Source organism: Pseudolabrys sp. Root1462, assembly GCF_001426945.1.
In the GTDB taxonomy this organism is placed as follows: Bacteria; Pseudomonadota; Alphaproteobacteria; order Rhizobiales; family Xanthobacteraceae; genus Pseudolabrys.
Map to the genome: position 1 here is coordinate 1,445,757 of NZ_LMFS01000001.1, position 20,936 is coordinate 1,466,692.

24 protein-coding genes are annotated in these 20,936 nt (G+C 65.0%); 17 read left to right on the plus strand and 7 right to left on the minus strand.

What is annotated here, in order from left to right; genetic code table 11:
- Positions 1 to 185 precede the first annotated feature (185 nt).
- From ASD45_RS07005 to ASD45_RS07015, 3 genes are all read left to right on the plus strand, one after another.
- Complete coding sequence (locus ASD45_RS07005; RefSeq protein WP_162249389.1) at positions 186 to 1,982, plus strand: GGDEF domain-containing phosphodiesterase; 1,797 nt, start codon at positions 186 to 188, stop codon at positions 1,980 to 1,982.
- A gap of 146 nt (positions 1,983 to 2,128) precedes the next feature.
- Complete coding sequence (locus ASD45_RS07010; RefSeq protein ID WP_056910827.1) at positions 2,129 to 3,301, plus strand: isovaleryl-CoA dehydrogenase; 1,173 nt, start codon at positions 2,129 to 2,131, stop codon at positions 3,299 to 3,301.
- A 19-nt stretch (positions 3,302 to 3,320) separates the two neighbouring features.
- On the plus strand, positions 3,321 to 3,716 hold the full coding sequence (locus ASD45_RS07015) for a VOC family protein (protein WP_056910828.1): 396 nt from the start codon (positions 3,321 to 3,323) through the stop codon (positions 3,714 to 3,716).
- Between the two features lie 17 nt (positions 3,717 to 3,733).
- Here the strand turns inward: ASD45_RS07015 and ASD45_RS07020 are convergent, their stop codons facing one another.
- A complete protein-coding gene (locus ASD45_RS07020) occupies positions 3,734 to 4,846 on the minus strand; it encodes a D-alanine--D-alanine ligase family protein (RefSeq protein ID WP_056910829.1) in 1,113 nt (370 codons plus the stop codon).
- 141 nt (positions 4,847 to 4,987) lie between these two features.
- On the opposite strand from ASD45_RS07020, the gene ASD45_RS07025 reads away from it, so the two are divergent.
- Positions 4,988 to 5,272, plus strand: coding sequence for a helix-turn-helix domain-containing protein (locus tag ASD45_RS07025; protein ID WP_056910830.1), 285 nt, complete (start codon positions 4,988 to 4,990; stop codon positions 5,270 to 5,272).
- Here ASD45_RS07025 and ASD45_RS07030 read toward each other — a convergent pair.
- Positions 5,269 to 6,093, minus strand: coding sequence for an FTR1 family protein (locus ASD45_RS07030; RefSeq protein WP_056910831.1), 825 nt, complete (start codon positions 6,091 to 6,093; stop codon positions 5,269 to 5,271). The two genes, ASD45_RS07025 and ASD45_RS07030, sit on opposite strands and share 4 nt — an antisense overlap.
- An 87-nt stretch (positions 6,094 to 6,180) precedes the next feature.
- Positions 6,181 to 6,513: a cupredoxin domain-containing protein gene (locus ASD45_RS07035; protein WP_056910832.1), complete on the minus strand. Its 333-nt coding sequence runs from the start codon at positions 6,511 to 6,513 to the stop codon at positions 6,181 to 6,183.
- Between the two features lie 273 nt (positions 6,514 to 6,786).
- On the opposite strand from ASD45_RS07035, the gene ASD45_RS07040 reads away from it, so the two are divergent.
- From ASD45_RS07040 to ASD45_RS23365, 7 genes are all read left to right on the plus strand, one after another.
- Positions 6,787 to 7,611: an aldo/keto reductase gene (locus ASD45_RS07040; protein ID WP_056910833.1), complete on the plus strand. Its 825-nt coding sequence runs from the start codon at positions 6,787 to 6,789 to the stop codon at positions 7,609 to 7,611.
- A gap of 14 nt (positions 7,612 to 7,625) precedes the next feature.
- Positions 7,626 to 8,441: an aldo/keto reductase gene (locus tag ASD45_RS07045; RefSeq protein ID WP_056910834.1), complete on the plus strand. Its 816-nt coding sequence runs from the start codon at positions 7,626 to 7,628 to the stop codon at positions 8,439 to 8,441.
- A 92-nt stretch (positions 8,442 to 8,533) separates the two neighbouring features.
- Positions 8,534 to 9,247 (plus strand): 7-cyano-7-deazaguanine synthase QueC, encoded by a 714-nt coding sequence (gene queC / locus ASD45_RS07050; protein ID WP_056910835.1) that lies wholly within the window; start codon positions 8,534 to 8,536, stop codon positions 9,245 to 9,247.
- Positions 9,248 to 9,291: 44 nt separating this feature from the next.
- The gene (locus ASD45_RS07055) at positions 9,292 to 9,855 is read left to right on the plus strand and encodes a VUT family protein (protein ID WP_056910836.1); all 564 of its coding nucleotides are present in this window, start codon (positions 9,292 to 9,294) and stop codon (positions 9,853 to 9,855) included.
- A gap of 49 nt (positions 9,856 to 9,904) precedes the next feature.
- The gene (locus tag ASD45_RS07060) at positions 9,905 to 10,624 is read left to right on the plus strand and encodes a ribonuclease activity regulator RraA (RefSeq protein WP_056912639.1); all 720 of its coding nucleotides are present in this window, start codon (positions 9,905 to 9,907) and stop codon (positions 10,622 to 10,624) included.
- Between the two features lie 56 nt (positions 10,625 to 10,680).
- Positions 10,681 to 11,484 (plus strand): YdcF family protein, encoded by an 804-nt coding sequence (locus tag ASD45_RS07065; protein ID WP_056910837.1) that lies wholly within the window; start codon positions 10,681 to 10,683, stop codon positions 11,482 to 11,484.
- A 160-nt stretch (positions 11,485 to 11,644) separates the two neighbouring features.
- Complete coding sequence (locus tag ASD45_RS23365; protein WP_156380737.1) at positions 11,645 to 11,815, plus strand: hypothetical protein; 171 nt, start codon at positions 11,645 to 11,647, stop codon at positions 11,813 to 11,815.
- A gap of 4 nt (positions 11,816 to 11,819) precedes the next feature.
- Here ASD45_RS23365 and ASD45_RS07070 read toward each other — a convergent pair whose 3' ends face one another.
- Positions 11,820 to 12,518: a DUF599 domain-containing protein gene (locus tag ASD45_RS07070; protein WP_056910838.1), complete on the minus strand. Its 699-nt coding sequence runs from the start codon at positions 12,516 to 12,518 to the stop codon at positions 11,820 to 11,822.
- A gap of 132 nt (positions 12,519 to 12,650) precedes the next feature.
- Between ASD45_RS07070 and ASD45_RS07075 the strand changes: the two genes are divergently transcribed.
- The 5 genes from ASD45_RS07075 (at position 12,651) to ASD45_RS07095 (ending at position 17,496) form a co-directional block, all read left to right on the plus strand.
- Complete coding sequence (locus ASD45_RS07075) at positions 12,651 to 13,061, plus strand: rhodanese-like domain-containing protein (RefSeq protein ID WP_056910839.1); 411 nt, start codon at positions 12,651 to 12,653, stop codon at positions 13,059 to 13,061.
- 111 nt (positions 13,062 to 13,172) lie between these two features.
- Positions 13,173 to 13,862, plus strand: a complete 690-nt coding sequence (locus tag ASD45_RS07080; RefSeq protein ID WP_056910840.1) for a glutathione S-transferase family protein — start codon at positions 13,173 to 13,175, stop codon at positions 13,860 to 13,862.
- A 35-nt stretch (positions 13,863 to 13,897) separates the two neighbouring features.
- Complete coding sequence (locus ASD45_RS07085; protein ID WP_056910841.1) at positions 13,898 to 14,584, plus strand: glutathione S-transferase family protein; 687 nt, start codon at positions 13,898 to 13,900, stop codon at positions 14,582 to 14,584.
- A 96-nt stretch (positions 14,585 to 14,680) separates the two neighbouring features.
- Complete coding sequence (locus ASD45_RS07090; protein WP_056910842.1) at positions 14,681 to 16,786, plus strand: VTT domain-containing protein; 2,106 nt, start codon at positions 14,681 to 14,683, stop codon at positions 16,784 to 16,786.
- Positions 16,783 to 17,496, plus strand: a complete 714-nt coding sequence (locus ASD45_RS07095; protein WP_244485228.1) for an endonuclease/exonuclease/phosphatase family protein — start codon at positions 16,783 to 16,785, stop codon at positions 17,494 to 17,496. Before ASD45_RS07090 ends, ASD45_RS07095 begins: the two co-directional genes overlap by 4 nt.
- Positions 17,497 to 17,563: 67 nt before the next feature.
- Here the strand turns inward: ASD45_RS07095 and ASD45_RS07100 are convergent, their stop codons facing one another.
- From ASD45_RS07100 to ASD45_RS07110, 3 genes are all read right to left on the minus strand, one after another.
- Complete coding sequence (locus ASD45_RS07100; protein WP_056910844.1) at positions 17,564 to 17,746, minus strand: CsbD family protein; 183 nt, start codon at positions 17,744 to 17,746, stop codon at positions 17,564 to 17,566.
- Between the two features lie 156 nt (positions 17,747 to 17,902).
- On the minus strand, positions 17,903 to 18,331 hold the full coding sequence (locus tag ASD45_RS07105) for a hypothetical protein (RefSeq protein WP_156380738.1): 429 nt from the start codon (positions 18,329 to 18,331) through the stop codon (positions 17,903 to 17,905).
- A gap of 170 nt (positions 18,332 to 18,501) precedes the next feature.
- On the minus strand, positions 18,502 to 19,077 hold the full coding sequence (locus ASD45_RS07110; RefSeq protein ID WP_056910846.1) for a DUF1236 domain-containing protein: 576 nt from the start codon (positions 19,075 to 19,077) through the stop codon (positions 18,502 to 18,504).
- A 165-nt stretch (positions 19,078 to 19,242) separates the two neighbouring features.
- Here ASD45_RS07110 and ASD45_RS07115 point away from each other — a divergent pair, with 165 nt between their 5' ends.
- Positions 19,243 to 20,886, plus strand: a complete 1,644-nt coding sequence (locus ASD45_RS07115; protein WP_280136400.1) for a carboxyl transferase domain-containing protein — start codon at positions 19,243 to 19,245, stop codon at positions 20,884 to 20,886.
- Positions 20,887 to 20,936: the final 50 nt, after the last annotated feature.

The window sequence follows — 20,936 nt, forward strand, 5'->3', positions numbered from 1 at the left end:
CTGACCCGCCCTTAACGCTATCGCCTTATTGGTGGTGCGGGGATGCCGCGAAAGTCGCGCGGGGAGTAGTGCGTTTGGGCGACGTCGACGAGGGTGCGCCGGGCTTCGGCCCGGCATTCCGAAAATTGGGCTGGTTGCGACCTCGCGCGATGCGGGCAGGTCGCGGCGCGCCCGCGCGGGGCGCGATGCGGCGCTGGCTGTCGGCGCCGCGCGGCGTTGTGCTGCTCGCGCTGCTGACGCTGGGCGTCGCGCTGGTCAGCACCGCTGTCGGTTACGAAATCGCGCGTCACAGCGACGAGAACCTCTGGGCCGAGCAGCGCACGGCGCTGCGCAACGCCACCAGCGAAATCCGCACCATGTTCGCGCACGGCCGCGACATCGACCAGCGCTTCGTTCGCATGATCGAGAACAGCGCGCGGCTGCCGGATTTGAAATTCGAACTCGCGCCATCCGATGACGGCCGTGAGGTACAGCCGGTGATCGACGGCGACGGCCGCATTGCAGGGTTTTTCACCTGGCAAAGAACTGCGCCGACCACGGCGGCGATGGGCGCGCTGATGCCTTACATCGCAGCGCTGATGATAGTTCTGATCGCCTTCGCCATCTATTCGCTATGGCACCTTGGCCTCGCCGCCCGCGACCTGAGCGAAACCGAGGCGCTGGCACAACGCGCCGCCGATCAGGACAAGCTCACCGGAATGCCCAATCACGCCAAGATGGTTGAGCTGCTTGATCTGGCACTGGCCGAACGCGAGCCGGGCGAAACCACGAGCTTCGTCGTTTTCGAACTCGACGGTATGGCCGACGTCACCGCCAACTTCGGCGTCCTCGGCAGCGACGAACTCATCATCGCGGTGGCCGATCGCATCCGTGAGGCGGCGCCGCCCGAAGCCATTTGCGGACGGATCGGCAGCGACGAATTCGCCATGCTGATGACCACGGCCGATAACGTCGATGTCGACGCCATGGTCGCCGCGGTGCTGGAGAGCATTGCACGGCCGCACTGGCTGGAAACCGTTGTCCGTGTCAGCGCGCATGCCGGTTTTGCCCAGGCGCCTCACCATGCGGCGACCCGCGGCGAGCTGACGCGCCGGGCCGAACTGGCGCTGCGTGCCGCGGCCGGCAAGGGGCCGGGCAGCCGGGTCGCCTTCGACGCACCGCTCGACAAGGTCTCGACCGACCAGAAATTCATCCAGCGCGAATTGCCGCGCGCCGTCAGCGCCAACGAACTCGAGCTGCATTATCAGCCGATCATCTCCGCCCATGGCGGCCGCATTGTCGGCGTCGAGGCGCTGCTGCGCTGGACGCATGCCACCCGCGGCCCGATCGGCCCGGCGATCTTCATTCCGATTGCCGAGCAGATGGGCCTCATGGACACGATCGGCGCCTTTGTGTTGCGCCGCGCCTTGCAGGAAGCCAAGCGCTGGCCGGATCTGTATATCGCCGTCAATCTGTCGCCGCTCCAAGTGCGCGACGGCTCGATCGTCGAGGTGGTGCGCTCGGCGCTCGAGGACAGTGGCGTGCCGCCGTCGCGGCTGATGCTGGAAATCACCGAAGGCGTGCTGGTCGACAATCCGGATGAGATGGTACGCCGCATCGAGGATCTGCACGGGCTCGGCGTACGGGTCGCGCTCGACGATTTCGGCTCGGGCTATTCGAACCTCGGCTACCTTCAGCGGTTTCCGCTCGACAAGCTCAAGATCGATCGCAGCTTCGTCACCGCCTTGGGCGCCTCCGCGAATGGCGGCGTCATCATCCAGGCCATCGTCGCGCTGGGTCGCGCGCTCGGCCTGTCGATCCTCGTCGAGGGGGTCGAGACCGAACAGCAGCGCGTGCTGTTGCGGCTCGCCGGTTGCGACGAGATGCAGGGCTTCCTGTTTGCCAAGCCCGCGCCGGCCGCCGCGATCGACCGCTTGCTCGCCCAGCAGAAGCGCGGCGGCGGCATGACGGTACCGGAAGGGCCGGCGGCACAGAGTGCGTGATTTTCTGTCGTGATCGCCTTGCCCGGCGAAACGAAGACGCGGCCGCCGTCCGGTCATACGACGGAAAATTCCGGATTTATTCTTCGTTTCGCCGCCACCCTGAATGTGTCTAGAGTTGCCGCACAATAAATCGCGGAGGCAACCCCATGATCCCCAATGCCTGGTCGGGCTTCGATTTCGGGCTCGGCGACGATGCCGACATGCTGCGCAAGTCCGTCAGCGACTTTGCGCGCGACCGCATCGCGCCGCGCGCCGACGAGATCGACCGCAGTAATATATTTCCGCGCGATTTGTGGCCGGAGATGGGGGCGCTCGGCCTGCACGGCATTACGGTGAGCGAGGAGTATGGCGGCTCGGCGCTGGGGTACCTGGCGCATTGCGTGGCCATGGAGGAAGTATCGCGCGCTTCCGCCGCGGTGGGCCTGTCCTATGGCGCGCATTCCAATCTCTGCGTCAACCAGATCAATCGCAACGGCAGTGAAGCGCAGAAGCGCAAATATCTCCCCAAGCTTGTCTCCGGCGAACAGGTCGGCGCATTGGCGATGTCGGAGCCGGGTGCCGGGTCCGATGTGGTGTCGATGAAGACGCGCGCCGACAAGGTCGGCGACCGCTACGTGCTCAACGGCTCGAAGATGTGGATCACCAACGGGCCGGTGGCCGATACACTCGTGATCTATGCCAAGACCGATCGCACCGCGGGTGCGCGCGGCATCACCGCCTTCATCGTTGAGAAGGGGTTCAAGGGCTTTGCCCCGGCGCAGAAGCTCGACAAGCTCGGCATGCGCGGCTCCGATACGTCCGAACTTGTCTTCACCGATTGCGAGGTGCCCGAAGAAAACGTCCTCGGCGTCGAGGGCAACGGCGTCAATGTCCTGATGTCCGGCCTCGATTATGAGCGCGTCGTGCTCGCCGCCGGTCCGCTCGGCATCATGCAGGCCTGCATGGACGTCGTGATCCCTTACGTCCACGACCGCCAGCAGTTCGGGCAGGCCATCGGCCGATTCCAGTTGATTCAGGCCAAGCTCGCCGACATGTATGTGACGATGAACGCGGCCAAGGCTTACGTTTACGCGGTGGCGAAGGCCTGCGACGACGGCCGCACCACGCGCGAAGACGCCGCCGGCGCCATTCTCTATGCCGCCGAACGCGCGACCTGGATGGCGCTGGAGGCGATCCAGTGTCTGGGCGGCAATGGCTACATCAACGACTTCCCGACGGGCCGCCTGCTGCGCGACGCCAAGCTGTACGAGATTGGCGCGGGCACGAGCGAAATCCGCCGTATGCTGATCGGCCGGGAGATCTTCGAGAAGACGCGGTGACCTGAGGGAGCGTTCGGGAATGCAAGTGACGGTGCAGCCTTTCCTGATGTTCGACGGCAAGGCCGAGGAAGCGATGAATTTCTATGTATCGCTTTTTCCCGAGGGCCGGGTCACCGACATCAGCCGCTATGGCCCCGGCGAGCAGGGCAAGGAAGGTTCGGTCAAGGTGGCCAAATTCACGCTCGCCGGTCAAAGCGTGATGTGCATCGACAGTCCGGTGAAGCATGCCTTCACCTTCACGCCCGCGTTCTCGTTCTTCGTCGACGTCACGTCCGAGTCGGAACTGCGCCGCTTCGCGGCCGAATTGGGCGAGCGTGGCGGCGTATTGATGCCGCTCGCCAATTACGGCTTCAGCCGGCTCTTCACCTGGATCAACGATCGCTTCGGCGTCTCCTGGCAGCTCAACCTGCCGTGAGGTGACGCCCGTCGCGCTCAGCGATGCACGGAAACCGCCTGCGCGCGTCGGTGACGCGCCAGCGCGTGCTCGATCAGCACATCCATCAATTTATCCTGCGGCAGGCCGCTCGCCTCCCAGAGTTTGGGATACATGCTGATATTGGTGAAGCCGGGCAGGGTGTTGGCCTCGTTCACCAGGATCCGCTCGCCGCTGAGGAAGAAATCGATCCGCGCCATGCCTTCGCAGCACAAGGTCTTGAAGGTCTTGATCGCAAGCGTCTTGAAGGTCTCGCTCTGCTGCTTTGACAGCTTCGCCGGCACGACGAGTGCGGCGCCCGCGGCGTCGATGTATTTGGCGTCGTACGAATAGAAGCCGTGCTTGCTGTCCGGCACAATTTCTCCAAGCTCGGATGCGTGCGTCTCGCCTTTGCCGTCCTCGAGCACCGAACATTCGATTTCGCGCACCGCGGGGATGTTCTCCTCGATCAGGATCTTCCTGTCGAAGCGGAAGGCCTGCTCGCAGGCCGCCTTGAATTCTTCCGCCGAGGTCGCGCGGGAGACGCCAACCGACGAACCCATATTGGCGGGCTTCACGAACAACTCAGCGGTGCCGACGGCGCGGACGGCGTCGTCATAGGTCGGCAGTGTGGAGGCGGTGACCGACAGGAAGCGCGACGTGGGCAGGCCGGCGTCACGGATCAAGCGCTTGGCGACATCCTTGTCCATCGACACAGCCGATCCCACCACACCCGAGCCGACATAGGGCACGTCGGCGAGTTCAAGCGCGCCCTGGACCGTGCCGTCCTCACCATGCGGGCCGTGCAGCACGGGAAAGACCGCATCGATGGCCGGCAATTCGCGGCCTGCGTCTCCGGTGACCTGGGTGAGCACGGCGCGTCCGTGGCCGCCCGGCAGGAACGTCAGTTGCGGGCCCGATTCCGGCACCGTGAGCGGTGAGGCCCCGGTTCCGGCGCCATTGCCGGCGTCGGCGGCGATCCAGCGTCCATCGCGCGTAATGCCGACGAGAACCGCCTCATAGCGGTCAGGATCGAGCGAGCGGAGGACGTTGGCGGCCGAAGCCCGTGACACATCGTGCTCGGCCGAACGGCCGCCGAACAGGATGGCGACTCTGAGCTTTTTGCCTTGCATATCAACGACTCCCCGGTTGGCCGGACCTTTAGCCATGGGGCGCCAAAGCGCAAGGCCGCGGTCGCGGCGGGACCGTTAACCTTCGCTTTCCCGAATCGGCTCATCCATTGACCGACCAGAGCTCAGCCAGTGGAGGTCCGCATGATGCGTGTGCGATTGAAGGCCGACGGCCGGATCGTGGAAATCGCGCCCGACGGCAGCGAGGTCACGCTCGAGCACAGGGATCCGGCGGCCTTCGTGCGTCAGGTGCGTACGCGCTGCGGGCTGACGCAGGCGGCTTTCGCGGAAAAGATCGAGGTGCCGATCGAGACCGTGCGCAATTGGGAGCAGGGCAAGCGCAATCCGCGCGGGCCGGCGCGGGCGCTGTTGAAGCTGATCGACAAGGCGCCGGAAGCGGCCTTCGCCGCGCTCGGCGGCAGGCGCTAGACCCTTACGGGCCGCGCCTCGGGGCGGTAGCGGGCAATCCGCATCAGCACGTACATCGCCGCCAGTGTGCCGATATAGGCGACGATCTGCAGCGCCGTCGGCTGTGACACGTAGCCGATCAGCGTGTGCATGAGCTGGCCGAACAGGCTCTTCTCGCTCAAGAGCCATGATGTATCCCACACCGTCTCGCCCATACGGTCGATGACGCCGGCGTTGTAGAGAAACTGCGCCGATTGCGCGGCCATGCCGGCGGCGAGCAGGGCGATCAGCCAGCTGGTCACCGAGAAAATATAACGCTGCGGGATGGCGAGCAGGCCGGCATAGGTCAAAGCGGTGAAGGCCGCGCCGGCGACGATGCCGAGCACGCCGCCGCTGAGCAGCGACAGGCCCGACGTGCCTTGCGCGAAGATGCCGTAGAGGAACAGCACGACTTCCGAGCCTTCGCGCAACACCGCGAGGCCGACCACCACGGCGAGGGCGGTGAGCGGCTTGGCGCCTTCGCTGACTTCGCTGCCAATCTGACGCATTTCGGCGGCGATCTCGCGGCCGTGCCGCGCCATCCAGGCGTTGTGCCACATCAGCATGACGACGGCGACGCCGAGCACGGTGGCATTGAACAGTTCCTGGCCCGCGCCTTCGAACGCCTGCGAAATCGCGCCCGCGAACAAAGCCACGACGCCGGCGCCGAGAATGCCGGCGCAGACGCCGATCGCGATCCAGCGGCCGCGGCCGATCACGCCGCGCGTTGCCGCCATCACGATGCCGATGATGAGACCGGCCTCGATGACTTCACGAAAGACGATGATCAGGGCGCCGAGCATGGTGTTTCTTCAGCCGTTCATGACGCGAGTGCAACTTATTCCGAACTGCGGCGCAGGCCGCAACTCCGGTATCTCCCGCAGGTGGAGCTATTCGGCGATGACGACGCCCTTGGCGGTATCCTCGTGGAATTCGCCGAAGAAATCGTAACGACCGGGCTTGAGCGGTCCGATGCGCACGGTGGCCTTGGAGCCGCCCGGGATAACCTTCTCGACCTTCAGAGAGTTGCTCTCGAACTCTTCCGGCGTGTCATCGCTGTTCACGACGGTGATGGCGACGCGCTTGTTGGCCGGCACCTTCAGCTCGCTCGGCGTGAACTTGTGGTCCTTGATGGTCAGGGTGAAGTCGTCGGCCGCCTGCGCGGCGGCGGGCGCGAGGGCCACGAAGGCGGCAAGAGCGGCAGCGGTGAGAAAGGTGCGCATGATGGTCCCGGTTTTGCTTCGTCGGGCTCACAAAAGCATTAAAGCGATCCGATGCAAGTCCTTATTTTTACTCTTGAATTATTCCAATGTGAGAAGGCGGCCCAATCGCTTGACCGGCCGGCCGATGTTGCGGGGGCGCCGTAACATTACAAATTGTGCAGGTTCGGCCGCCGTGCCGCCGGGCCGGCCTGCACTGGCGGCGGTTGGCAGGGGCCGCGGCAGGGGGCATTCTCCCGGCCCGCGGTCGTCCGCCCCTGCCGGAGAGTTTCGTTTATGCAATACGTCGATGCCAATGGTGCCCACATCCCGCAGATCGGCCTCGGAACCATGCAGTTGACGGGGGAGGCCGGGACCAAGGCCATCCGGACTGCCCTCGATCTCGGTTACAGGCACCTCGATACCGCGAACTTCTACGGCAATGAAAAAGAGAACGGCGCGGCACTGCGGGCCTCCGGGGTCAAGCGCGACGACGTCTTCATCACCACCAAGGTGCGCGAGAGCGACGCCCGCCCCGACGCCTTCGCCCGCAAGGTCGATGAGTGCCTTGCCAACCTGCAACTGCCCTATGTCGATCTGCTGCTGATCCATTGGCCGAGCAAGGAGGTGCCGATCGCCGACACCATCGGCGCGCTGTGCAAGGCGAAGAAGGACGGCAAGGCACGGCATATAGGTGTTTCCAACTTCACCGTGGCATTGCTGGACGAGGCCTGGAAGGCGACCAGCGAGCCGCTGGTCTGCAACCAGATCGAGGCCCATCCCTTCATCAACCAGGACAAGGTGATCGACGCCTGCAAGCGGCGCGGCATGGCGGTGGTGGCCTATGTGCCGATCGCCCGGGGCAAGGTGCCCGGGGCCGAGGCGCTGGAACGCATCGGCAAGGCCCATGGCAAGAGCGCCGCGCAGGTGTCGCTGCGCTACCTGGTCGAGCGCGGCATGGTTTCGATTCCGCGTTCCTCCAATCCGGAGCACCTCAAGGCCAATCTCGACGTGTTCGATTTCAAGCTCAGCGCCGCCGAGATGGCCGAACTGAAGAAGCTGAACGATACGAACATGCGCGTGGTCAATCCGCCGCATTCGCCGCAATGGGATACGCCGTAACCGCGGAGGTCCAGATGCAAACGGTCGAGGCCAACGGCTTCAAGATCCCGATCATCGGCCTGGGAACCTGGGAATTGCGCGGGCGCGATTGCGCGCGTCTGGTGGAGCAGGCGATCCGTCTCGGCTATCGCCATATCGACACCGCGCAGATGTACGGCAACGAGGCGGAAGTCGGCGACGGCGTGCGCGCCTCGGGTCGGCGTGCCGAAGTCATGGTGACGACCAAGATCGCACGCACCAACCTGGCGCCGCACGACGTCGAGCATTCGGTCAAGGAGAGCCTCGGCAAATTGCGGATCGACGAGATCGATCTGTTGCTGATCCACTGGCCGAACGATCGCATTCCGCTCGCCGAGACACTCGGCGCCATGGCGAAGCTGAAACAGGCCGGTTACGTCAAGCAGCTCGGTGTATCGAACTTCACCGTGGCGCTGCTCGATGAGGCGACCAAGGTGAGCAGCGAGCCGCTGGTGTGCAATCAGATCGAGTATCACCCGTTCCTCGACCAATCGAAAGTGATGGCCGCCTGCAAACAGCACGACATCGCGGTCGTCGCCTATAGTCCGATCGCGCGCGGCTCGGCCAAGGGCAACGAGGTGCTCGAACGGATCGGCCGTGCCCATGGCAAGAGCGCAGCGCAAGTGTCGCTGCGCTGGCTGGTGCAGCAGGACGTCGTCGTCATCCCCCGCACCAGCAAGCTCGAACGCCTCGCGGAGAATTTCGCGATCTTCGGCTTCACCTTGTCGGATGCCGAAATGGCAGAGATCGCCGGCCTGTCTCAAGCCGGCAAGCGGATCGTCAATCTGGCCTGGGCCCCGGCGTGGGATTGAACGAAATTGTTATCACCGCTTCGGCAGGCACATGGCGTCCTTCTGCGGGACGATAGGGACAAGCCCGGCCATGACGGGTTAATGCTGGAGCCATGACCATCGCCAACGACACCGCGCTCGTCCTGTTCTCCGGCGGGCAGGACTCCACCACCTGTCTCGGATGGGCGCTCGATCGTTTCGCCCGGGTCGAGACGGTCGGCTTCAATTACGGCCAGCGCCATGTGATCGAGCTGGAGATGCGGCCACGCCTGCGCGACTTGATCGCCGGCATCAAGCCGGCCTGGCGAGAGCGGCTGGGCGAAGACCACCTGATCGCCCTCGATGCGCTGTCCGCCATTTCGGAAACGGCGCTGACTCGCGAGACGGCGATCGCCTTTGCCGACGGCGGCCTACCCAACACCTTCGTGCCGGCGCGCAACCTGGTGTTCTTCACCTTCGCCGGCGCGCTGGCTTACCGGCGCGGCGCCCGGCACATCGTCGCCGGCATGTGCGAAACCGACTATTCCGGCTACCCCGATTGCCGTGACGATACGGTCAAGGCCATGCAGGTCGCGCTCAGCCTCGGCCTCGACCGCCGCGTCACCATCCACACGCCGCTGATGTGGGTGGACAAGGCCGGAACCTTCGCCATGGCGCGCGAGATCGCGGGGCAGGCATTCCTCGACCTCATTGTCGAAGAAACCCATACCTGCTACCTCGGCGACCGCTCGCACCGTCATCCTTGGGGTTATGGCTGCGGGGCGTGTCCGGCCTGCGAACTGCGGGCACAGGGCTACGCCAAGTTCTGCGCCGACGGTCCTGCCTGACCGATTTCAAATTTATAGACAACGAACCGACCGCCTGACCTGCCATGCCGATTGAAAATCGCAAGAATATCGAAGGCGCCATCTTCCTCGCGCTGTTCTGTCTCACCGTTCCGGCCGCCAACTGGATGATCGGCCATGTCGGCACCGTCTGCCCGGCGGATAGCCCGTGCCTGGTGCCGGTGGCGCCGGGCCTGCTGGCCCCATCTGGCGTCCTGATGATCGGCGCGGCGCTGGTCCTGCGCGATCTGGTTCAGCGCCGCCTCGGCGTGGAGTTCGGCCTCGGCGCCATCATCGCTGGCGCGCTGATCTCGGCGGCCATCGCGCCGCCGGCGCTGGTCACCGCATCGGCGGCGGCGTTCCTTCTTTCGGAAGCGGCTGACTTCGCCGTCTATACGCCGCTCGCGCGTCGCCGCCTGGTGCTGGCGGTGGTCGCCTCCGGCATTGTCGGTCTGGTGATCGACTCGATCGTGTTTCTTTGGCTGGCCTTCGGCTCGCTCGATTTCCTCGCCGGCCAGATCGTCGGCAAGGCCTGGATGGTGCTACTGGCGATCCCGCTGGTGGCCTATATTCGGCGCCGCGACGCGCGCCTCGGCCTCTCTCCAGCTTAATCTGACGGGAACACCCATGACGACGACGCCCCACATCGCACCCATGACCATGACCGCGTCGCCCGTCGCGGCCAACCCCAAGACCCTCGACGTGCTGCGCACCGTCACCACCGGCACCGTCACGACGATGCTGCTGAAGAAGGGCATCCGCCATGCCTGGATGAAGGGCGCGATGCCGTTCGGCTTCACCGGCAAGCGCATCGTCGGTCCGGCCTTCACCTTGCGCTTCGTGCCGGTGCGCGAGGATCTGGCGACGCCGGCAAGCTGGCTCAATCCGATCTCGACGCGGTCGGCCATCGAGGCCATGCCGGACGGCTGCATCTGTGTCGCCGACGCCATGGGCGTCACCGGCGCGGGCATCTTCGGCGACATCCTCTGCATGCGCATGGTCAAACGCAACGTCGCGGCGCTGATCACCGACGGCGTGATGCGCGACAAGCACGGCGTGCTCGGCACGGGCCTGCCGGTGTGGTGCCAGGGTGTCGCGGCGCCGGCTTCGGTCAATCAGCTCACCTTCGTCGGCTGGAATGAGCCGATCGGCTGCGGCGGCGCGGCGATTTTTCCGGGCGACATCATCGTCGCGGATGACGACGGCGCGGTGGTGATCCCGCACGACCTCGTCGAATTCGTCACGCATGAAGGCGCCGAGCACGAATTGATGGAGAGCTGGCTGGTGCAGGAAGTGGAGAAGGGCGCCAAGCTGCCCGGCCTCTATCCGCCCAACGACGAGAACAAGGCGCGCTACGAAGCCTGGAAGAAGTCGCGCTGAGGCGCATGGCGTCTTGGATGTGATACGGTCCCCGTCGCGATCGCAGCGGGCCCGTCATGTTCTTTATACTCTCCAAAACCGTCACCGTTCTGCTGCTGCCGTCGAGCATCATTCTGCTCGTCGGCCTCATCGGCATGGCGCTGATGGCAACCGGCCGGCGCCGCGCCGGCATCCGGTTCATGCTCGCCAGCATCGTGCTGCTGCTGATCGGCGGCGTTTCGCCGCTCGGCGCTTATCTGACGCATGTCCTCGAGGCGCGGTTTCCGCAATGGGAGAAGACCGGCGGCCCGGCGCGCGGCGCGCCTGACGGCATCGTCGTCCTCGGCGGCGGCATTTCCTCGGTCCTGTCGCGGCAAATCGGCAGCGGCGTGGTCAGCGCCGACGGCGGCCGCATCGTCGCGCTGGCGCATCTGGCGCGGCTCTATCCGGAGGCGCGCATCATCTATTCGGGCGGCGACGCCAGTCTGGCCGGCAACAAGCCGCCCGAGACCGACTATGTCGGCTCGCTGCTCGACGATTTCGGCCTGGCGCGCACGCGGGTCGCACTGGAAACGCGGTCGCGCAACACCGCCGAGAATGCCGCATTCACCAGCGAGATAGCCCGCCCCAAACCGGGCGCACGCTGGCTGCTGGTGACGTCGGCGCAGCACATGCCGCGAGCGGTGGGCAGTTTCCGCGCAGTCGGCTTCGACGTCGAGGCCTATCCGGCGGCCTGGCGTACCGATCCGCGGTTGTCGCTGTGGCCGAGCCTTGCCGTCGGGCACAACCTCGACAGGCTCGACAGCGCGGCGCGTGAATGGCTCGGCCTCGTTGTTTATCGGCTCAGCGGCCGGACCTCGGCGCTGTTTCCGGCGCCGTGAACATCGCTGCCAGTCACCAAAGATTGTCGGATCTGCAAACCGGCGGTAGCATTTTTGTTGTCAGGGCGATTCGTGCGCCCGAGGTCGCGTCAGCGTTCTCGCGCACCATCCGCGTCGTTGCTTCACGCGTGATGCCTTTTGTCGAAAAGGGGATCGGGCCATGGCCTCCAACAATGCGCCCGTCGATCGTCCGTCGGAAGCGGACGCGGCGGATTTCTATGCCGATTTCGGGCTCAGCGGACACTGGGGCGAGCGCGTCATCACCGCGGTTGCCGCGGCGCTGGCGATCACCATCGTCGGCGCCGTCGCGCTGCTGATGGGGATGTCCTAGACGCTCAGGACGCGTCGGCGATCTCGGTATCGAAGGCGCGGCGTGAAGGCGACGCGAACTGCCGCCGCCACATCACGATCACCACCGCGATCGTGCTGATGCCGAAGACGACCGGTCCGAGAAACCAGCCGAGATAGCCGAGCGCGAAGAAGAACGCGCGCTGGCCGCGGTTGAAATGCAAGCCGGCTTCCTCGCACAGCCGCGCGGCGCGGTAGATGAAGTTGCGCGCCGGCGCGGTGTGACGGTCGGCAGGCGGCGGCGCCGCCCCGACCATGATGGCGAGGTAGTTGAACAGCCGGTACGACCAAGCGAACTTGAAGAAGGCATAGACCAGGATCACGGCGAGCCCGACGATCTTGGCTTCCCACATCTCCGGCGTGTTGGCGACGCTGAACGGCAAGAGTCCCATGACGTGAAGGATCTGGTCGCTGGCGCGCAGCATCGACAGCGCGCCGCCGATGGCGATCAGACTGGTCGAGGCGAAGAACGCGGTACCGTTCTGCAGCGCCGCCGTTACCTGGGAATCGACGATGCGTACCTCGCGGGCGATGAGTTGATCGATCCACTGTTCGCGGTAGGTGTGCATCATCGCGTTCAGGCTCTTCTTGCCGCGCGCGGTGGTTTCGATGGCGACCGAGTAGCCGAGCCAGGCGAAAAGGAACAGCGCGAGGGCGAGAGCATCCGGCAGGCTGAACGCGAGCATGCGGGCAAATCCTTGATGGGCAGTCCTTGATGAGCAAACCCTGAGCGGGACGGCGAGGGGCGCATTGCCGCCGGTCCGCGACACCGGCTAGTCTAGAGCCTTACGAGCGACAAGGCGCGAGGAAAGTCACGAATGCCGCAGAATATCACCGTCACCTACAAGGAGCTGTGCGCCGCCGCCGAGCGCGAGATCGAGACCCTGGAGACGGCCGAGGCCGTCGCGCTCGCCGGCCGCGACGACGTGGTGCTGGTCGATATTCGTGACATCCGCGAGCTGCAGCGCGACGGCAGGATCCCGGGCGCGTTCCATTGTCCGCGTGGCATGCTCGAATTCTGGATCGACCCGACCGGCTCGTATCACAAGCCGGTTTTCGCGCAGGACAAGAAGTTCGTGTTCTTCTGCGCCGGCGGCATGCGATCGGCGCTGGCGGCGCAGACCGCGCACCGCATGGGGCTCAAGCCGGTGGCTCATATCCGCGGCGGCTTCGGCGCCTGGAAAAAGGCGGGCGGTCCGGTTGAGAACCCGGAGCCGAAAGCCGGTTAGGCGAGCCGGCGGAATGATCAGCGCCGCTTCTGGACGGCATCTCCAAAATTCATTTGCCGGCTTCCGGTGGCTTCCGCACCATGCGGCGACTCGGGCAGAGGGGCCTCGCCATTGAAGCTGATCATCGGAAACAAGAATTATTCGAGCTGGTCGCTGCGGCCTTGGATCGCCATGACAGTGGCCGGCATCCCGTTCGACGAAGTGCTGATCCCGTTCGAGACTGATGAATTCAAGAAGACGGTCACGGGCGTTTCCGGCACCGGCAAAGTGCCGGTGCTGATCGACGGCGATGTCCGTGTCTGGGAATCGCTGGCGATCCTCGAATACCTCGCGGAGAAGTTTCCCGCGGCCGGCCTGTGGCCGAAGGACGCCGCCGCGCGGGCGCACGCCCGCGTCGTGGCCAACGAGATGCATGCCGGCTTCCAGCCGTTGCGTAATCATCTGCCGGTGAATTTCGCCCGCCGTGTCATCAAGCGCGATCTGCCGCCGCCGGTTCAGGACAATGTCCGCCGCATCGAGGCCTTGTGGGCGGATTGCCGCGCGCGCTTTGGCACGGCGACGGATCGGCCGGGGCCCTTCCTGTTCGGGGCCTTCGGTAATGCCGACGCGATGTACGCGCCGGTGGTGTCGCGGTTTCACACTTACGCCGTTGACGTAACGCCGCAGACACGCGCCTATATGGATGCGGTCATGGCGCTGCCGGCTTTCAAGGCCTGGGAGGCCGCCGGAGTTGCCGAGCCGTGGCTGTTTGCGGAAGACGAAGTCGATTGGCCGGTGGTGCACCGCGCCGACGCGAAGTGATCGGACAGTAAAAGACAAGCGAGCGAAGGATTTCCATGTCTCTCACTCTGGTTATCGGCAACAAGAACTATTCGTCGTGGTCGATGCGGCCCTGGATCGCGATGAAGGCCGCCGGCATTCCGTTCAAGGAAGTGCTCATTCCGCTGTATCGCGAAGGCAGCGCCGAGGAGATCCTGAAATACTCGCCGGCCGGCAAGGTGCCGATCCTGCATGACGGCGATCTCAAGGTCTGGGACTCGCTGTCGATCCTCGAATATCTCGCCGAGAAATTTCCCGATGCCGGTCTATGGCCGAAGGACGCCGCGGCGCGCGCGCTGGCGCGTTCGGTCTCGGCAGAGATGCACTCGGGCTTCCAGGCGCTGCGCCAGCATTGCACCATGAATCTATGGCTGCCGCCGAAGCCGCGGCCGATGCCGGACGAAGTCTTTTCCAACATGAAGCGCATCGAGACCATCTGGGCGGATTGCCGCGCGCAATACGGACAAGGTGGGCCTTTCCTGTTTGGTACGCGCTTCGGCAACGCCGACGCGATGTATGCGCCGGTGGTGGCGCGCTTCCGCAATTACGGACTGCCGGTCGGCCCGGCCACGCGGGCCTATATGGATGCGGTGCTGGCGATGCCGGCGTGGAAGGAATGGGAAGAGGCCGGCGCCAAGGAGACCTGGATTCTGCAGCACAACGAGCCGGACTGGCCGCTGGTGCGCGGCGTCAAAGTCGAATAGCAGATTTCGCAACCAAAGTTCCATTCATGCGTTGATCACCCAGTGGGGCGGAACCGGCTTTTCAGCCGGTTCTCGCGCTTTGGGCGGATCGGATGCATGCTGCTGAAACCGGATCACAACGTCTGGCGCATCGCGCGCGCTCATCGCGCCGCCATGCTGGTGGACGGCGCGAATTATTTCGCCGCCGTGCGCAGCGCCATGATCAAGGCCGAGCATTCGATCCTGGTGGCCGGCTGGGACATTCACAGCCGGACCCGGCTGGTGGGGCCCTCGGGCCGTGCCGACGACGGCTATCCCGAAACCTTCGCCGAGTTCCTCGTCGCGCTGGTGACCGAGAAGCCGCAGCTCGTCGTGCGGCTGCTGCTGTGGGACTTTTCCGTGCTCTATGCGGCCGAGCGCGATCCGTTTCCGACGGCGACGCTGCAATGGGCGACGCCGCACAACATCCGTTTCTGCCTCGACGACTGCGTTCCGGTCGGCTCCTCGCAGCACCAGAAGCTGGTCGTGGTTGACGACAAGGTCGCCTTTTCCGGCGGCCTCGATCTCACGGTGCGGCGTTGGGATACCAACGCCCACGCCGTCGACGATCCGAACCGCGTGGATCCGGCCGGCAAGCCGTATGGCCCGTTCCACGATGTGCAGATGGTGATCGACGGAGCGGCCGCCGAGGCGCTGGGCGACTTGCTGCGCAACCGCTGGGCCTGCGCCGCGCTCGAACAGGTGCCGGTCGTCCGCAGCAGCGGCGATCCGTGGCCGGACAACGTGGCGCCCGATTTCACCGACACCGACATCGGCATCGCGCGCACCGAGCCGCGGTTCGACGGACGGGAGGAGGCACGGGAGGTCGAGCGGCTGTTTTTCGATGCGATCGATGCTGCCGAGCGCACGATCTATATCGAGAACCAGTTTCTCACCGCGCTGCCGGTGGCCGAACGCCTGGCCCGGCGGCTGCGCGAAAAGCCGAAGCTGGAGGTGCTGATCGTTTCGCCGCAGACCCATGTGTCGTGGCTCGAGGCGCAGAGCATGCGCGTCGGCCGTACCCACTTTGCCGCGGTGCTGGACGAATTCATCGGCAACCGGGTGGCGCTGCTGCATCCCGAAGTCGGGGCCGGCGACAAGTCCGTCAACACCATGGTGCACGCCAAGGTCATGATCGTCGACGACCGCATCCTGCGCGTCGGCTCGGCCAATCTCAACAACCGCTCAATGGGCACCGACACCGAATGCGATCTCGTCATCGTTGCCGACGGCGAGGACCAACGCCGCGCCGTCCGCCGGCTGCGTGACACGCTGATCGGCGATCACTGCGGCGCCAGAGCAAATGAGGTCGCCGAAGCACTCGAAGGCCACAACGGAAGTTTGACTGCCGTCGCGCAGAACCTCTCGCGCAACGGTCATCGGCTGACGCCCATTGTGGACGACCCGACCTTGTCGCCCGAAGCTTTCGCTTTGATTCAGAACGTCGCCGATCCGGAAAGGCCGATCGGTGCCGAGGAATTCGTCAGCAATATGTTCGGAGGTTACGTGCCGCCTCGCAACTTCTCGACCGTCGTCAAAGCCGTCGTGGCCGGTCTCATTATCGTCGCTCTCGCGCTGGTGTGGAACTTCGTGCCGCTCGCAGATCCGCAGTCGGTCAAGGCGGCTTTCTCCGAGATATCGGATAGTCGGTGGGCGCCGCTCGCGGTCATTGGCGTCTTCGTCGTCGCCGGTTCGCTGATGTTTCCGGTCACGGTGCTGATCGCGGCAACCGCCGCCGCCTTCGGGCCATGGCTGGGCTTTTCCTATGCCGCCATCGGCGCGCTGGCGAGCGCACTGGTGACCTATGGCGTCGGCGCCGCGATCGGCAAGAAGACGATGCAGGATCTGCTCGGTCCCAGGCTCAACCGCGTGCGCCGGAAAATCGCCTCGCGTGGTGTCATCTCCGTCGCCACCATTCGTCTGGTGCCGGTGGCGCCCTTTGCTTTGGTCAATCTCGCGGCCGGCGCCAGCGCCATCCCGGTGTTCGACTATATGGCCGGCACCATGCTTGGCATGCTGCCGGGCATGGTCATGATCTCGGCGGTCGGCAACCAGTTTGCGCGAATTCTCACATCGCCGTCGCCGACCGACATCGCGATCCTTGCCGTCGCCGTCATCGCCTGGGTTGGCCTGTCGATCGGCGTTCAGGCGGCCGTGTCGCGATACTGGAGCGGCAGCCGGTGAGGGGAGCGGAGAAGCCGGCCGACTGCGTGCGCGTGATGACGTGGAATATCCACGGCACCCTCGGCCGCAATCCACGTTTCGATCTCGTGCGCGTCGTTGATCTCATTCGCCGCTGGGATCCCGACATCGTCGCCTTGCAGGAAGTCGATTCCCGCCGCGCTCTGGCGGATGCCGCGAACCCGTTCGAGTATCTCGCCGGCGCCGTCGGCGTGTACGGCATCGGCGCGATCTCGCTGACTGGCGCCGATGGCGATTATGGGCAGATGCTGATTTCGCGCTTTCCGGTCAGCCATCAGGAGATCCGCGATATCTCGTTCGGCGAGCGCGAGCCGCGCCGCGCCATTCGCGCCGAGATCGCGACGCCACTCGGTCCCCTGACGGTGGTCGCCACTCATCTCGGGCTCAGCATCAGCGAGCGGCGGCGCCAGGCGGCGATGCTCCTCGAGCTTGCCGCCGGCAACGCGCCGGCGATCATCGCCGGTGATTTCAACGACTGGTTCTGGCCGGGTTCGGTCCGCGCCGTGCTGTCGCGTATCCTGGCAGGGCGCACGCGCTTTCGCACTTTTCCGGCGGCATTTCCGCTGTTGCGTCTGGATCGAATTTACTGTCGGCCGCGTGTTGCCTTGGTCCGCAGCTACGTCGATCGCAGCGCCCGCGCGCTGTCGGATCATCTGCCGGTGATTGCCGATCTGCGGCCCGGCATCCAATAGAAAAAGCAAAAGCCCGGCGGGGGGTGCCGGGCTTCTGCCTTGTAACTCGCCGTTGGCGCTTACGCGCTTAGCGGTCGAGCGCTTCCTTGATCTTGTCCTTGGCGCCGCCGACGGCGTTCTGAACCTTGCCTTCAACCTGATCGGCCTTGCCTTCGCCCTTGAGCTTGGCGTCGCCGGTTACCTCACCAGCGGTTTCCTTAACCTTGCCCTTGGCCTGCTTGAAGCTGCCTTCGATACGGTCTCTGTTCATTTGTTTCCCTCGTATGTTGGCGTGAACTCGCGAAGACAACGCGGCCAGTCCCCATCGTGTTCCGCGTATCAGGTATCTCGATGCGGAGGCTTGGTGCGACACAAAGCCTCGCAGCGGCGATGGCCGTTGCGAGGCTTACGCGTGGATGACGATTGATTACTTCGCCAGATCCTTCGCCTTGGTCTTGCCGTTATCCGTCGACTTGTCGTTCGGGTTCGCGGTGCTCGAAGCGCCGCTGCCGGTGGTGGCCGACGGCGTGGTGGCCGAGCCCGAGCCCATGGTCTTGGTCGAGTTCGACTGCGTGCCGCTCTTCGGCGCCATGCCGCTGTCGGTCGGCTTCTTGTTGATGTCGGCGTTGTTTTCCGACTGGGCCTGCTGGTCCGTCTTCACTTTCGACGAGCCCTTCATATCGGCCGAGCCCTTGGTCTGCATGCCGCTCTTGCCGTTGCTGCCTTCCGAAGTCGGCGCAGCGTTGAGGCTGCCGGGATTGGTCGTGGCCGCGCCCGAAGTGCTGGTCTGAGCATGCGCAAGCGACATGCCGGCAATCAGCGCCGCAGCGGCGGTCAGGGTAGTAAGCGTTTTCATCTTCATCCTCCTGTTAAATTTTTAGGTGCCAGAGAGACACTGCCCGATAACGAGCGACGGAACGGTGATGTTCCGGGAACTTATTAATTTACGGAACAAAGGGCCGCGAAAAAGAGACGCAGCACGACTCCATGTCGCGCTGCGTCATGTCATTGGACATACGCGCAGGCTCAGGCGTCGAGCACTGCAACGATCTCGCGCGTTGCGGGATCGATGACGACGATGGTGTCGCCGACCAGGATGTAATCGAAGCCGCGCCATTCCGGATAAACGGTCACGACTTCCGCCGGCAGCGGGTGGTAGCGCACGCTCTCTGGAATGCGCGTGCCGACGCGGACCTCGACGTTCAAGCGGACGGGCTCGACCTTCTGCTGCTTGATCACCGTTGTGATCTTGCTGCGCTGCTCGGTCGTCAGGTTGGCGTGCGAACCGGCCGCGCCTTGCCCGCTGGTCGACGGCGCCGCTTTGGCCGCGTTGGCGTTCGCGTCGGCCGGAGCTGAGCCTTTCATCTCGACCTTGGTATTTTCATTGGTGCCGGGCTTGAGACCCGACGGCGCCTGGCCGGTGGTCTCCGGCTTGAGAGCCGGGCTGTGCTGGCCGGCATTCATCGGCGGCGCGGTTTTTTCGGCCGGGGCGTTCTGCTGCGCGGCAGGGGCGGGCTGCGCCGACGGCTGCTGGGCATAGGCCGCGCTGAGGCCGAGGGCGAGGACCGCGGCGGCACTGCAAAGAAAACGAGCCTTGGGCATGTCGATGTTCCTCTCTGATGGCCCCCGAAGTCTTCAGTGACGCCCTACGAACGCCCAATGGTCCGACCCGTTCCCCTGAGGGGACTGCGACCCGCCATTGCCACGCGGCCCAACGGGGCGCCATTGCCTTGCCGGTTCCGCCGGGGCACCTTGCGGGCCAAACGAATGCGGCGGCGATTCCGCCGACCCGGAGGCGCCACCTTGACCATCCTGTCGTCGTCGATCGACCTCTCATCGGCGGAATTCGCAAACAACGCCCAGCGCATGCGCGCTCTGATCGAGGAACTGCGCCAGCGTCGCGCCGAGGCTGCGCTCGGCGGCAACGAGAAGGCGCGGGCGCGCCACGTCGGCCGCGGTAAGCTGTTGCCCCGCGATCGCGTCATGAACCTGATCGATCCCGGCTCGCCGTTTCTCGAGATCGGGGCGCTGGCCGCCTATGGCATGTATGACGACGCCATCCATGGCGCCGGCATGATCGCCGGCATCGGCCGCGTCGAAGGCCGCGAAGTGATGGTCGTGTGCAACGACTCGACCATCAAGGGCGGCACCTATTACCCGATGACGGTGAAGAAGCATCTGCGCGCCCAGGAGATCGCGCGCGAGAACCGGCTGCCCTGCGTCTACCTGGTCGATTCCGGCGGCGCCAACCTGCCGCACCAGACCGAAGTGTTCCCCGACCGCGAGCATTTCGGCCGCATCTTCTATAATCAGGCGACGTTGTCGTCGTTGCGCATCCCGCAGATCGCGGTGGTGATGGGCTCGTGCACCGCGGGCGGCGCCTACGTGCCGGCGATGTCGGACGAGACCATCATCGTCAAGAACCAGGGCACTATCTTCCTCGGCGGCCCGCCGCTGGTGAAGGCGGCGACCGGCGAGGTGGTGAGCGCCGAGGATCTCGGTGGCGGCGATCTGCACGCGCGCAAGTCCGGGGTCGCCGATCATCTGGCGCAGGACGATCACCACGCGCTGTCTCTGGCGCGCCGCATCGTCGCCAATCTCAACACCCGCAAGGACGTCGACATCGCGCTGTCGAACCCGCGCGATCCGCTCTACGACGCCGCCGAACTTGACGGCGTGGTGCCGGTCGATCTCAAGAAGCAATACGACATCCGCGAGGTGATCGCGCGGCTGGCCGATGCCAGCGAGTTCGACGAGTTCAAGCAGCTCTACGGCACGACTTTGGTCTGCGGTTTCGCCCGCATTCACGGCATGCCGGTCGGCATCATCGGCAACAACGGCATTCTGTTCTCGGAGAGCGCGCTCAAGGGCGCGCACTTCATCGAGCTGTGCTGCCAGCGCCGCATTCCGCTCTTGTTCCTGCAGAACATCGTCGGCTTCATGGTCGGCCGCGATTACGAAGCCGGCGGCATCGCCAAGGACGGCGCCAAGCTCGTCACCGCGGTGGCCTGCGCTCAGGTGCCGAAGATCACCGTCATCGTTGGCGGCTCCTACGGCGCCGGCAATTACGGCATGTGCGGCCGGGCTTACTCGCCGCGCTTTCTGTTCACCTGGCCGAATGCGCGCATTTCGGTGATGGGCGGCGAGCAGGCGGCCTCCGTGCTCGCCACCGTCAAGCGCGACAATATCGAGGCGTCGGGCAACACGTGGTCGCAGATCGAGGAAGAGGAATTCAAGGCGCCGATCCGCGACCAGTACGAGGAAGAGGGTAATCCCTATTACGCCAGCGCGCGGCTGTGGGACGACGGCATCATCGCGCCAAGCGAGACGCGGCGTGTGCTGGCCTTGGCGTTCAGCGCCGCGCTCAACGCGCCGGTGCCGGAGACGCGGTTCGGGGTGTTCAGGATGTGAAGCGGATAGGGGAACCGCCGGCTCCGTTTTGAGGTAGAGCGTCGGATATT